The organism is Comamonas sp. E6 (assembly GCF_001010305.1).
Lineage (GTDB): Bacteria > Pseudomonadota > Gammaproteobacteria > Burkholderiales > Burkholderiaceae_C > Comamonas > Comamonas thiooxydans.
Genome location: NZ_BBXH01000007.1, coordinates 211,224 through 223,513, shown reverse-complemented (window position 1 = coordinate 223,513; position 12,290 = coordinate 211,224). Strand labels below are relative to the sequence as shown.

The window sequence follows — 12,290 nt, the reverse complement described above, 5'->3', positions numbered from 1 at the left end:
CACATAGATGAAAAAGGGCGCGTTTGCGCCCTTTTTATTTGATTGAATGATGTCGATTCAAGGTAAATTAAAGGTCAGCTCTGTCCATTTTGCAATCTCTGTAGTGATTGCAATTTTTATTGCATGGCTTGTATTTAAAGTTTGGTTTCCATATCCTTACTATAAAATTTCTGATGGAGAAAGAATTTTTCTTCTGATTTTATGCGTAGATCTGATATGTGGACCCGTTCTGACTTTTATAGTATTCAATGAAAACAAGAAAAACAAAGAAATATTTTTCGATATGGCTGTTGTGGCCATTATTCAATTTTGTGCTCTTGCCTATGGCTGCTATGCGTTAGTGGAAGCACGTCCGCTATATACGGTTTTCGAAGTTGACAGATTTCGCGTGGTGACGGCCTCTGAGGTTCAGAGCGAAAAAAATCCCATGGCTTCGAAAGGTCTTGAAAATAAATTTTGGGATGGCCCGAAAGTCATAAGCCTAAGGGAGCCCAATGACGGACAGGAGTACCTGAAAAGCCTGGAAATGTCTCTTAATGGAATACCTCCATCAGTGCGCCCTGATTGGTGGGCGCAATATATTGACTCCAAGGAGAAAGTATTGAGTGTGGCCCATGAGGTAAGCTTTTTGTATAAATACAGACCAGATGAAAAAAATACCATCCATGAGCTTCTAAAAAGCAATGGCTATTCTTCAGAACGTGTGCTGTGGCTTCCTTTGACTTCTGAGAAAAATATGGGCTGGATAGTCTTTATCGATAAGAGCAGTGCGGCATTGATTGCATACGCAGAAATTGATGGATTTATTTCTGAATAGAAAATGACGTTAAATAAGAATTACTGGAAGGTTTGGATTATTCCAGGTGCTTTTTTTATTTTTGGTTTGTTTTTCGAATATTTGTCATATTTTTTTGGATATAAAAGGTACATATTCAGCATAGAAATGTATGCATCCTTCTTTTTTATTTTAATGGGGAAGAAGTGGATTGCCATTCCATTGTTCGTCTTCTCTATTGCAATAGAGCTTGTGTTGGGAATGTCTTCGATTTTATATCTGTTCGATATTTCTCAAGTGGAAACTGTTTTGAGTTTTTTCTCTGAGGCTAAGAGATCTTATATTTTCTTGTTTGTTCTATATTTTTCCTTGTTGATTCTGTTTTTTGTGGCTATTGGAAAATTTTCGAAATCTGTGGGTTGGAAAAGATTTGCTGTTTTAGGAATTCTTCTCTTGATGACGCAATTTACATTATCTTTGAGAGATGGGAATCTCATACGACCGACATTGACCTCTCGTGGGAATCTGATTTTCGGTAGTTCTCTTTATGTCAGCAGTGAGGTGATGGGTTTAAACAGAGAAGTTTATGCGTTAACCAGTGACGAAAAGGGAGAGTTCTTGCCGGTCAAGAAACCCTCTGCAGTTCATTTGGCTTGGGGAGATACTTCTGGGTTGCCGGATAAGCTTATGCTGGTTGTGGCCGAGTCATGGGGAAAGTCAAAAGACGAAAAAATCGTGAGCCACGAGATATCTTCTCTAGTTCAAAGCAAAAATATCAGTAATTTGAAAATAGGAAATGTCTCGTCTGGTGGTGCGACTATCTATGGTGAGTTCAGAGAATTGTGTGGAATTGTTCCCACTAAACTGAAATTTAGAAAAGTCAATAAAGAAGATCTCATAGGGTGTCTGCCAAATGATTTGATGGCTAACGGGTATAAAACGGTATCCCTCCATGGCGCACACGGAACCATGTATGACCGGATGACATGGTATCCGCTAGTGGGTATACAGAAAATGTTATTTAAAGAGAATTTGCCTTTTGACAAGACCAAAGAGTGCTATTCATTTCCTGGATACTGTGATCGTTATTTATTTGAGCATGCATTGCATGAGCTGAAGTCAGTGCCCAAGGTATTATTGTACTGGATGAGTCTAAATTCTCATACGCCTTATGATAAACGTGATATCAGTTTCTATGATGAAGCCATTTGTAAAAATGGGCTAGGAGAAAATTATTCAGAACAGCTGTGTGTATATCATCAATTACATTATCAGTTCTTTAAAGAACTGGAAAAAATGACCCATGATCCCGCTCTGAAGGGAATGGAGGTTATTGTTGTCGGAGACCACGCACCGATCTTTAATGATGAAGAATCACGAGAGAAATTTGAGAAAAATCAGGTTTCATCGATCAGCTTTTCAGTCAAATAATCGATTTTGAGGTATGGCTTTCGTTGCAGTTCGACTTCGCTTCAATTTATGATGCCTCACCGCTCCTTGTTCGCAAGCATTAGTCAAACCCAGACGCATCGGATCGTGAATGGTAATTTCTTATATTCGTTCATGGCTCGTTTTCTCGATGCTTTTTCAATTCCCGCCCTTTTTTTGCTTTGAAAGCTCACTCATAACGCGCTATGTACCGGTCTCTCAAGCATAGAAAAGATGTGGACGCATTGCCGCTCCAGTTCCCGAAGTGGTATGCGCAGCCTGCTTGGTGGACTTTTGCGCTAATGGTGCTTGTCTGGAATATTCCGAATCTGCTTCCTTGGGAGCGGAATTTATACCCTGCCACGTACTGGTTGGACATGCTGGATCGCTTGTTCAAATCCGTGTTGCTAGCCACATTGGCAATGACGCTTTTTGCCCGGCCTTGGGTGGCATGGATTATTTCGTGGGCATTGTGCTTGTGGTGGTTACCTATTTCGGTGGCTGTGCGCTATGTGAACGAATCTCCGTTGAATGCAAGCCTGGTAGGCATCGCTATGGCGAGCAGTCCGGGCGAGTGGAGTGGACTGCTGCTTTCCATTCCGCGCAGTATTGTGTGGGCAATGCTGCTGTGGAATGTCATGTGTGGCGTGGTGCTATTTGGGCTTTGGCGTCAGCGCCATTGGCACTGGGCCGGAAAGTTGCGGGCTTCAGTTTTTGGGGTGTGTGTCTGCCTGCTCCTTCTTCCCTGGATCGCTCGTTGGACTATGAAGGAACCAGGAGGGGAGGGAGTGCTTGCTGGCGAGCAGGCTCATATACAGGCAAACGAGGACCCTTTCAAAAAGGGGGATCAGCCCATTGGTATCGACGGTGATATGCCTCTGGCATTTCCGTATGAGTTGCCGTGGGCATTGGCACAGTACTGGCAGGCGAGAGCTGTGGTGGAGGCTTCTATAGCCAGCATGCGTGAGATACCCGATTCACTCACGTTAAAGAAGAGTGCACCAGAGGTGGTGGTATTGGTGATTGGAGAGTCTTCCTCACGCAAAGCCTGGGGTCTGTTTCATCAGCAGAGTGGTGTGCAGACTACGCCCCGATTGCAGCAACGTCTGAATCGAGGTGAAGATGTGTACCTCTTTTCCAATGTGGTGGCGCAGACCGTTTCGACCCGACAGGCAGTGCCTTCCATGTTGACGGCTCAGCCAGTGCTTTGGCCGGACGGCACACCAAATCCTCAGGCCACACGCTCCATTTTGTCGGAGGTGGCGAAAGTCGGCTACCGCACCGGATGGTTCTCGAATCAAGCAGCTGTGGGTGAGTTCGATGGTGTGATTGCATCGTATGCCGATGAGGCTCAGTCCAAAGCTTTTTTGAACCCTTCCAGTTTTGTAACGCAGGGCAGTTATGACGAAGTGCTGGTACCCGCATTGAGGCGTTTTTTGGCGGCGCAGGATGGCCGAGCATTTGTGGTGTTGCACACCATGGGTAGCCACTTCCGGTTTGAGCACCGATACCCGCCGGGTTTTGGCCCCTTTGCCGTGCCAAGCAATGCAGAGCAGGCTTACCAAAATAGCGTGGCCTATACCGATATGGTGCTTGATCAAATGATTGAAGCTCTTGAGCAGAATGCGCGCTCAGCGGTGCTGCTGTATGTATCCGATCATGGACAGGGAAGAGCCGATCAGCGCTGTAACAGGCCAGATACGAACCGGGTTACAGCTGACGCTTACGAAGTGCCTGCCCTGTTGTGGTTGAGCCAAGCCTATGCACAGGCTAATCCGAACGTGGTGGCAGCACTGCAGGCCAATGCTGCAAGTCCTTACACTACGGCGTCTGTCCACCAGACCTTGCGCGACCTGCTGGAAGGAGACGGGGCTGCAGTCGCCACGTCGTTGGCGCAGGGCGGCAGCTTTTTGCGAAAGCCCCGGCGAGAAACGATCCAACGGGTCGTGTCCGCTGGTACGCAATGGGTTGATTTTCAAGAGGCCGCAGCTCGCAACCCCTGCTTAATCAAAGCTCCCTGAGGGGTGAGATGTAACTACCCAGTATTGGTACCAGCAATAAGGATGCTTGCCATGAAAAAACTTTCTTCCGCGCTGATTGCGCTTACTTTTTTTGCGTCGGGATGCGCTGCACTGGTCTACCAAATAGTGTGGCAGCGCTATTTGTTCACCGGGCTGGGGGTCGATATCGATTCTGTGACGCTGATCGTGTCGTCGTTCATGCTGGGTATTGGTATTGGTGGGGCGCTTGGTGGGTGGCTAGCAGACCGCTTGCCGCGCGAGCGGCTGAGGCTGTACGCGTTGGCGGAGCTGGGGCTGGCAGTGATCGGCTTTGCCAGCCCGTGGCTGTTTGCTGCAATGCAGTCGCTTGGTAGCTGGGGCTGGTCCTATGGGAGTGTGGCTTGTATGGCGGTATTGGTGGTACTTGTGCCTACTACGATTATGGGAGCCACGCTGCCCTTGCTCACCATGTTCTTTGATGAGTCGCTGACCAATGTGGGTGTGTCGGTCGGAGTGCTGTATTTCTTCAATACCCTGGGAGCGGCGTTTGGTGCTTGGTTGACAGCCAATATCTTGTTCATGCAATGGGGCCTGAATGCCAGTGCTTGGACTGCGGCAGCCATCAATTTTGGCTGCTTTGCTGCGACCTTGCTGGCGGCGAAATTGTCACGTGGGCATTCGGCGAATAGAACTGCATATGCTGCAGCCTAATGGAGACTTGTTGCCATGAATGCAGCTCGCTTTATCAGTTTCTGGACAGGGTTTTGTAGTCTGTCGCTTGAAATTGCCTGGGTGCGTCTCTATGGCTATGCCAATCAGAGTACCCCGCAGGCGTTTGCCTATGTGCTGGCGATTTATTTGCTGGGGATTGCGCTGGGCGCACAGATTGGCAAACGCGTGTGTCAGCTGCCTCTGCGCCAGGATATAGAAAAAGTCTCAGTGCTGGTGCTGCTGGTGGGATCTGTTGTAGCAGTAATGGCTCCTTGGGTTTTTTTAGGCTCCAGAGATTTGGCGTTAGACGATATTGTCGCCCCACTGGGTATTCTCTTGACTGCTGCCACCTTGTCGGTTTTGTTTCCCATAACTCATCATTTAGGTACTCCGCAACAGTCGGCTGGCAGTGTTATGGGAAAGGGTCGGCACTTTTCGCGGGTCTACATTATGAATGTGGTAGGGGCTGCGCTGGGGCCGCTGGTAACGGGCTATGTCTTGCTGGAGTTTTTGACGATTACGCAGACCTTTGCCTTTCTGGCGGCTGTGATTTTTTTGCTGGCCTGCGCTGCTGGTTGGGTATATGGCCTGGGGCACAAATTATTGGTGCAAAGCTGCATGCTGCTCTGCTTGGGCTTGACTCTGGTTGGTGGATACTGGGCCTGGAGTGACGCGCATTCGTTTGCCCGCTCCTGGGCAATTGCGCCTGGGCAGTCCTTGGTTGCTGTACATGAAAATCGGCATGGAATTATTACGATCACTGAATCCCAAAACGTCAGAAGGCAGGGGTTTGTTGATTATTTGGTATATGGCGGGAACGTGTATGACGGCAAGGTGAATGTCGATCTGGAACGCAACACGAATGGACTGGAAAGGCCGCTTGCCTTGCATGTGCTGCAACCCGAGGCCAAGAGGGTGCTGATTCTGGGTCTGTCCATTGGTTCGTGGCTGACAGTTGTGCGGGGATTTCCTGGCGTGGAGCAGATAGAGGTCGTCGAGATCAATCCCGGCTATATGACTCTGGCTCGCCAGTTTGAGGCACAGCGCAGGGCGCTGGAAGACCCGCGTGTACGTATCCATATTGACGATGCACGCCGCTGGCTGCAGTACTACCCGCAAGAAAAATACGACCTTATTCTGATGAATACGACCTGGCATTGGCGCGCCAATAGCTCCATGTTGCTTTCACAGGAAATGATGGCGTTGGTCAGTCGCCATCTGACCGATAAAGGAGTGCTGGCATTCAACGCGACGGGCTCGGTGGATGCGTTCTATACGGCATCGACGGTGTTCAAGGAAACGCGACGCTATCAAAACTTTATCTATGGCGCACAGTGGGACCCTTTCACCCAGGCCCAATCTTTGCAGTCTTGGGAGCGCCTTTATCAGGTGACCGTGGATGGTAAACCAGGGTTCAGAAAGGGGGGCGATTTTGTCGAGAAGTACGCCAAAGTCCCATTTTTGAAAGTTGAGCACGATCTTCAGGCGCTAGGCAGAGTCCCTGAAGTGATCCGAGATGACAATATGCTGGTGGAATACAAATATGGAAAAAAATAACGGGTGTTCTACAGTGTGAACTCACCCTCGAAACCGTTCCTAACAGTGAAGAAAGGAAGCTGCATGGCCCGTTTCGCGAGCGTACATCGCGTATCACCCGCTCAAGGTTGTCCGAGTTTGTACGGGGAAGGATTCAGGCGATCCAGCTCCCCGACTTCCCCCCTCGCTTCTCCATCACTCTGACCCCCCCCATCACCATCCCCTTATCCACCGCCTTGCACATATCGTAGATAGTCAGCAAGCCGACCTGCACGGCGGTCAGGGCTTCCATTTCCACGCCGGTCTGGCCTTTTAGCTCGACGGTGGCGGTGCAGAGGATGGAATTGGATTCCGGCTCCAGCTCGAACTCCACGGCGACGCGGGTCAGGGCCAGGGGGTGGCAAAGCGGGATGAGATCGCTGGTCTTTTTGGCGGCCATGATGGCAGCGATGCGGGCTACGCCCAGCACGTCGCCTTTTTTGGCCGTGCCGGCCTGCACAATGGCCAGGGTCTCGGGCTTCATGGTGATGCGGCCTTCGGCGACGGCAATGCGGTGGGTGCTGGGCTTTGCTCCAACGTCCACCATATGGGCCTGGCCCTGGGCGTCGAAGTGGGTAAGAGAGGACATGGCGGTTCTTTCCGGCAGCAGACGGGTTCGGCTCTGCGGCGCAATCAGGGTTGTGGTGGGTGGCGGCTATACCTGGGCATCACAGGCGGGCATCTCGCCGCATCCATCAATCAAGGCATCATAGTGGGGTGTTGAACGGTCGGCATATGGAGGATCCGTATGTCGGCAATGCTGTGATTGCCATGCCATTTTTGATGCCAAAACTGCGTACAGTTCATATTCTAAAAGCGCTGACAGCTTCTGTTTTGATAGCTATTCAGGCCGTATCCCCCTTGGCTTCCTCTGCGCAGGCGGCGGGTTTGCCGACCCTGGGCGACGGCGCATCGTCGCTGACCACGGGCGAGGAGCGGCGTCTGGGCGATTCCATCGTCCGCGAGCTGTACCGCGATCCGGACTATCTGGACGACCCGGTGCTGCAGGAATATGTGGAAGGCATCTGGCTGCATCTGCAGGATGCTGCGCGCAAGAATGGCGAGCTGTCGCCCGAGCTGGAGGAGCGCTTTGCCTGGACGCTGCTCCTGGGCAAGGACCGTCAGGTCAACGCGTTTGCGCTGCCCGGCGGCTATATGGGCGTCTATCTGGGCCTGATCGGCGTGGTCAGCAGCGGCGATGAGCTGGCCTCGGTCATTGCCCATGAAACCAGTCATATCACCCAGCGCCACATTGCCCGCATGATGGCGCAGCAAGGCAAGCAGACGCCGCTGATGCTGGCTTCCATGCTGCTGGGCGCCCTGGCGGCCACGCGCAGCCCCGATGCAGCCATGGCCATCATGATGGGCGGTCCGGCGGCGGTGATGCAGAACCAGCTGAATTTCTCGCGTGCCATGGAGAGCGAGGCGGACCGCATGGGTTACAGCCTGATGTCTCCTGCCGGTTTTGCCCCCCAGGGTTTTGTGAGCATGTTCGGCAAGCTGCAGCAGGCCAGCCGGCTCAATGACAACGGCAGCTGGCCCTATCTGCGCAGCCACCCGCTGACCACCCAGCGTATAGCGGACATGGATTCGCGCATTCCGCCTGGCAAGCGTGCGGCCGACCCTGTGCCGACGCTGGAGCATGTGATGATGTCGGCCCGCGCACGCGTGATTTCCAACCCCGGTGTCGAGGTGCGTCGTCAGTGGGCCACGCTGCCGCGTTCCGGCAGTTTTTCCGGCCTGAGCCAGTTGGAGCAGGTTGCTCAGCTCTATGCAGCGACGCTCAGTGCCATGTATCTGCGCGACTGGCCGCTGGCGCGCGAGATGGCGCAGCGGTTGCTCGCGGCGACGGCGGGCAACGCACCAGCGAATATTCAAGCCAGATGGCTGAATGCCGAGCTTGAATTCAAGGCCGACAACCCGCAGGCGGCCTTGGCGGCTTTGCCGCTGCAGTCCGGCAATGCGCCCCAGGCGGCGCCCAGGGTCACGGCCAGCGGCAATCTGGCCGGGCCGCGCGAGGCCGGGCCACGTGAGGCCGGGCCGAGTCTGGCCACGATTGACGTGGTGGAGCGGGTTGCGCCGCGCAGGCCAGAGCTGTTGCTCAAGGCGGAAATCCTGCTCAGGCTCAACCAGGCTGGCTCCATGGCCAGCCCCTTGCAGACCTGGGTGACGGACCATCCCCGCGATGGCTCGGCCTGGCAGACGCTGGCCCGCGTGTGGCGCAGCCAGGGCCAGGAGATGCGCGCCCTGCGGGCTGAAGCAGAGGCCCAGGTGGCGCACTATGACTACGCGGCAGCGGTGGATCGCTTCAAGGCCGCGCAGGATCTGGCCCGCAAGGCCGGCGCCGGTGCCGATTACTTCGAGGCTTCCATCATCGACACGCGTTTGCGTGCCGTGGACGAGTTACTCCGGGAACAGCTGCGCGACAAGGCGGTCAATAAGTAGGCCCAGCACCGAGTAGATCAGCGCACCCAGCATGGCGGCCCAGAAGCCCGTGACATGGAAGCCGCCGAGGATGCCGGAGGCCATCCAGAACATCAGGCCGTTGACCACCAGCAGGAACAGGCCCACGGTGATGATGGTCACGGGCAGCGTCAGTATCACCAGGATGGGGCGAATGATGGTGTTGAGCAGGCCGATGACCAGGGCTGCAATCATGGCCGAGCCGAAGCTCTGTACCTGTACGCCGCTGTAGACATAGGCGACCGCGAGAAGAGCCGCCGCGCAAAGAAGCCATTTGACGAGGATTTTCATGCTGGCCAGCATAGCAGCAGGCCGTGTCTGCGGTCATCGCGGCGCAGCATAAAAAAAGCCTTGCGAGGTGTTGGCCGCGCAAGGCTTATTCAAAGAGTGCTTGAAGCTCTTAAATCGAGAGCGAGTCGTCGATCACAAAGCCCATCATGGCGGCAATCGCCGCCATGGTGCCGGGCAGATTCCAGCGGCCGCCGGTGGCACCTGTCTTGGCATTGGCCTTGACGGGAGCGGCTTGCACGACCTCCTGCTTGGGGCGGCGGGCGTCGATGATCTGCGCTGCGCCATGTTCCTGCTGCAACTCGGCGACCAGCTCGGTCAGCGGGCCCTTGGCCAGCACGGCGGTGACCTTGCCTCCTGTCGTCGCCATTACGGGCATCAGCGCCGCAAACAGCTTGTCTGCCCATTTGCCGCGCCAGTTCTCGCGAGCGCGATGGCTGACCCATTTGCTCACACGGTGGGTCATGCGCGGAGCACAGGCCACCAGCAACCAGTGGGAGGAAGCCGCCTGGCTCGATCCCGCCAGTGCCTCGAGCATAGGCTGGGCGTATGTGGCGTCATCCACGTAAACAATGATGGGGTTCAAAGTGCGTCCTAACTGGAACGAAGGTTGAAGAATGCGGCACATCTGTAGGAATGTGCCGACTTGTTTCTATTGTGAGTCGTGAAGGCTGCGGTCAGTTCCCGCATTCCTTCACGAATTGCTGGGTTTTCCAGACTTAGTGGGCTGCAACAGCGGGGCGGCGGCTGGCAATGAACTTGCCCAGAGCCAGAACCAGCAGTGCGCCGCCGATATGGGCTGCCCAGTACAGGGTCTTGGAGATCTCGGCCAGACCTTGTGCATCGGTCGTGCCCAGCTTGGGCATCCACAGCCACTTGTCGGTATTCACGAACACGGGGTCGGTCACGAACATGCCGCCCGCGATCCAGCCCAGCAGCATGCCGCCGGCCACGATGATCATGGGGAAGCGCTCCATCAGCTTGATGACCAGCTGCGAGCCCCAGACGATGATGGGCACGGAAATCAGCAGACCCAGCACGATCAGCAGCATCTGGTGGTCGCCCGAGCTCTGGGCTGCGCCGGCGATGGCGATCACGTTGTCCACGGACATCACCAGGTCGGCGACGATGATGGTCTTGATGGCGGCAAACAGCTTGTCGCTGCCTTCGATGTTGTCATGACCTTCGTCATCGGGAGCAATCAGCTTGATACCGATCCAGATCAGCAGTATGGCACCCACGACCTTCAGGAACGGCAGCTGCAGCAGCACCATGGCAAAGGCGATCAGGATGATGCGCAGGACGATGGCACCGGCAGTACCGTAGATGATGCCCTTGCGACGCTGCTCGGGTGGCAGCTTGCGGCAGGCCAGTGCGATCACGACCGCGTTGTCGCCGCCTAGCAGGATGTCGATGATGATGATTTGGCCCAGCGCAATCCAGAAGGGCGTGTGGGTCAGAAAGTCCAGATCCATGTGATTTTTCCTCGTTGTGGAATGCCGCTGGTGCAGTCTGCATAGGTTTGGCACTTGACGCCAGCGGGTGAAGACCAAGGTGACGTAAGTCGAAGCGCAAACCCGCGCGAGGAATCGTGCAGGGGCAGACACTTTGATTGACCGTCATCGGCCTATCAAAGGTCTTGCTCGATTGCAGCCTGGCTGCAAACCGTATGGCCGGAAGCTTGCGCTTCGTATTGACGACCATCCGCTCATGGCGCAAAACATGCGCCCGATAAGCTACTCCCCTTCGAAGCTGCGCATTTCAACACAGCAGGCATGGGATTTCAAGTTTCAAACCCCATCTAGTTCACAGGTTTTATATTGAGCAGCCGTCTTGCGGCGCCTTTGCACAAAGCACAGGCAGCTACCAAAAACGAAGCAACCTTGCTGACGCAGGCCTCATGGCAGCGGCTTATGATGCCTGCTCCATGACTGCCATTCACATCACCGACATCGAAGCTGCCATCAATTACTGGCGAGGCCGCGCTCCATCGCCCGACGGCGTGCTGCTGGCACCCGAGGTGAAGGCTCTGGCCGAGGTGTATGCGCTGATGATTCATGCCTGCGAGTCCGAGGTGGCGGTGGAGGGCTTTCCGTCACATGCCATGGCTGCCTGGCTGGCCTGGTTCGACACCATGCCCGATACGCCTTGCATTGCCATCTGTTCCACCAGCCAGGGCGACGAGAAATGCAAGGGCTGCGGCCGCAGTTTCGACGAGGTGCAGTATTGGACGGCCATGGAGCCCGCCGAGAAGCGGGCCGTATGGCGCCGCATCACGGTCGAGGGCGATTCCTGGCGCTTCAACCGCTATGCGGAGCGCGCGGCGGAGCGGCGCGGCCAGAGTTTTTGAAGCTTATTTCCAGCGCGTGGGCTCGACAAACACCGTGCCCAGATTGCTGGACAGTGTGAGCTGGCCTTCCTGAATCGTGGCCTGCAGCTGCATGCTGCGCTCGGCCAGCGCACCCAGTTGCTGGGCCACTTCCGAGTCGATGTAATGCACTTCCAGCTTGCTCTGGCGGGCCAGCTTGCCTTCCAGACCCTTCCACCAGACATGGGCGGCGTGGTTGAAGGGATAGACCAGCATATGGTCGGACTTGTTGCAGGCCTTGGTGATGGGCTTTTCGTCGGGTTGGCCGACTTCGATCCACAGGCGCTTCTGGCCGGTGTAGTCGGTGATGTGCACGTCCGGATCATCAGGGTCGGACAAGCCGATGCCAAAGCCCAGCGTGCCGTCACCATTGCACAGGTCCTGCAGCTTCCAGGCGTTCAGCGCCAGGGCCACCAGGCGCACCATCATGCGGTCATCTGTTTCGCTGGGATGGCGCGCCAGTGTCAGATTGTGGTCGGCGTAGTAGTTGTGGTCGATGTCGGCAATCGACAGATTGGCTTTGAAGATGGTGGACTTGATGGCCATGGCGGTGCTGCCCGCAGGCAGTCCTTTTGAAAACTATCAAAAACAAGAGCTGCCAGCGCCAATCAACATTGGCTTTGGCAGCTCTTTAATGCTGAGATGCTTGAGTATCAAGCGCTAGCAGCTATCCTTTTTGCGG

General features: G+C 54.6%; 12 protein-coding genes. 7 read left to right on the top strand and 5 right to left on the bottom strand.

The features are described from left to right. Positions 1 to 46: 46 nt before the first annotated feature. The 5 genes from tfpZ to CSE6_RS05315 all read left to right on the top strand — a co-directional run bounded on the left by tfpZ (position 47) and on the right by CSE6_RS05315 (position 6,471). Positions 47 to 817: a TfpX/TfpZ family type IV pilin accessory protein gene (tfpZ, locus tag CSE6_RS05335; RefSeq protein WP_059440035.1), complete on the top strand. Its 771-nt coding sequence runs from the start codon at positions 47 to 49 to the stop codon at positions 815 to 817. 3 nt (positions 818 to 820) lie between these two features. Further along, entirely contained in the window at positions 821 to 2,206 is a 1,386-nt protein-coding gene (locus tag CSE6_RS05330) for a sulfatase-like hydrolase/transferase (RefSeq protein WP_059440034.1), read from the top strand. A 203-nt stretch (positions 2,207 to 2,409) separates the two neighbouring features. Next, a complete protein-coding gene (locus CSE6_RS05325) occupies positions 2,410 to 4,224 on the top strand; it encodes a phosphoethanolamine transferase (protein ID WP_059440033.1) in 1,815 nt (604 codons plus the stop codon). A gap of 51 nt (positions 4,225 to 4,275) precedes the next feature. Next, positions 4,276 to 4,914: an MFS transporter gene (locus CSE6_RS05320; protein WP_152668540.1), complete on the top strand. Its 639-nt coding sequence runs from the start codon at positions 4,276 to 4,278 to the stop codon at positions 4,912 to 4,914. A gap of 15 nt (positions 4,915 to 4,929) precedes the next feature. Then, positions 4,930 to 6,471, top strand: a complete 1,542-nt coding sequence (locus CSE6_RS05315) for a spermidine synthase (protein WP_059440031.1) — start codon at positions 4,930 to 4,932, stop codon at positions 6,469 to 6,471. Positions 6,472 to 6,604: 133 nt separating this feature from the next. On the opposite strand, the gene moaC is transcribed toward CSE6_RS05315, so the two are convergent. After that, on the bottom strand, positions 6,605 to 7,078 hold the full coding sequence (gene moaC / locus CSE6_RS05310) for a cyclic pyranopterin monophosphate synthase MoaC (RefSeq protein ID WP_059440030.1): 474 nt from the start codon (positions 7,076 to 7,078) through the stop codon (positions 6,605 to 6,607). A gap of 194 nt (positions 7,079 to 7,272) precedes the next feature. Between moaC and CSE6_RS05305 the strand changes: the two genes are divergently transcribed. Beyond that, positions 7,273 to 8,934: a M48 family metalloprotease gene (locus CSE6_RS05305; RefSeq protein WP_083994684.1), complete on the top strand. Its 1,662-nt coding sequence runs from the start codon at positions 7,273 to 7,275 to the stop codon at positions 8,932 to 8,934. Here CSE6_RS05305 and CSE6_RS05300 read toward each other — a convergent pair. The 3 genes from CSE6_RS05300 to CSE6_RS05290 form a co-directional block, all read right to left on the bottom strand. Next, positions 8,893 to 9,243, bottom strand: a complete 351-nt coding sequence (locus CSE6_RS05300; protein ID WP_034348032.1) for a phage holin family protein — start codon at positions 9,241 to 9,243, stop codon at positions 8,893 to 8,895. The genes CSE6_RS05305 and CSE6_RS05300 overlap by 42 nt on opposite strands. 109 nt (positions 9,244 to 9,352) lie before the next feature. Continuing rightward, positions 9,353 to 9,826: a hypothetical protein gene (locus CSE6_RS05295; protein ID WP_034351037.1), complete on the bottom strand. Its 474-nt coding sequence runs from the start codon at positions 9,824 to 9,826 to the stop codon at positions 9,353 to 9,355. A gap of 133 nt (positions 9,827 to 9,959) precedes the next feature. Continuing rightward, the gene (locus CSE6_RS05290; RefSeq protein WP_034351034.1) at positions 9,960 to 10,715 is read right to left on the bottom strand and encodes a TerC family protein; all 756 of its coding nucleotides are present in this window, start codon (positions 10,713 to 10,715) and stop codon (positions 9,960 to 9,962) included. Positions 10,716 to 11,140: 425 nt separating this feature from the next. Here CSE6_RS05290 and CSE6_RS05285 point away from each other — a divergent pair, with 425 nt between their 5' ends. Continuing rightward, complete coding sequence (locus CSE6_RS05285; protein ID WP_034351032.1) at positions 11,141 to 11,590, top strand: DUF3717 domain-containing protein; 450 nt, start codon at positions 11,141 to 11,143, stop codon at positions 11,588 to 11,590. Positions 11,591 to 11,593: 3 nt separating this feature from the next. On the opposite strand, the gene CSE6_RS05280 is transcribed toward CSE6_RS05285, so the two are convergent. Next, on the bottom strand, positions 11,594 to 12,154 hold the full coding sequence (locus CSE6_RS05280) for a YaeQ family protein (RefSeq protein ID WP_003072218.1): 561 nt from the start codon (positions 12,152 to 12,154) through the stop codon (positions 11,594 to 11,596). Positions 12,155 to 12,290: the final 136 nt, after the last annotated feature.

Excerpts from the sequence above, each read along its gene's own strand:
- tfpZ (WP_059440035.1), top strand. The coding sequence starts at position 47 with ATGATGTCGATTCAAGGTAAATTAAAGGTCAGCTCTGTCCATTTTGCA.
- CSE6_RS05330 (WP_059440034.1), top strand. The coding sequence starts at position 821 with ATGACGTTAAATAAGAATTACTGGAAGGTTTGGATTATTCCAGGTGCT.
- CSE6_RS05325 (WP_059440033.1), top strand. The coding sequence starts at position 2,410 with ATGTACCGGTCTCTCAAGCATAGAAAAGATGTGGACGCATTGCCGCTC.
- CSE6_RS05320 (WP_152668540.1), top strand. The coding sequence starts at position 4,276 with ATGAAAAAACTTTCTTCCGCGCTGATTGCGCTTACTTTTTTTGCGTCG.
- CSE6_RS05315 (WP_059440031.1), top strand. The coding sequence starts at position 4,930 with ATGAATGCAGCTCGCTTTATCAGTTTCTGGACAGGGTTTTGTAGTCTG.
- moaC (WP_059440030.1), bottom strand. The coding sequence starts at position 7,078 with ATGTCCTCTCTTACCCACTTCGACGCCCAGGGCCAGGCCCATATGGTG.
- CSE6_RS05305 (WP_083994684.1), top strand. The coding sequence starts at position 7,273 with ATGCCAAAACTGCGTACAGTTCATATTCTAAAAGCGCTGACAGCTTCT.
- CSE6_RS05300 (WP_034348032.1), bottom strand. The coding sequence starts at position 9,243 with ATGAAAATCCTCGTCAAATGGCTTCTTTGCGCGGCGGCTCTTCTCGCG.
- CSE6_RS05290 (WP_034351034.1), bottom strand. The coding sequence starts at position 10,715 with ATGGATCTGGACTTTCTGACCCACACGCCCTTCTGGATTGCGCTGGGC.
- CSE6_RS05285 (WP_034351032.1), top strand. The coding sequence starts at position 11,141 with ATGGCAGCGGCTTATGATGCCTGCTCCATGACTGCCATTCACATCACC.
- CSE6_RS05280 (WP_003072218.1), bottom strand. The coding sequence starts at position 12,154 with ATGGCCATCAAGTCCACCATCTTCAAAGCCAATCTGTCGATTGCCGAC.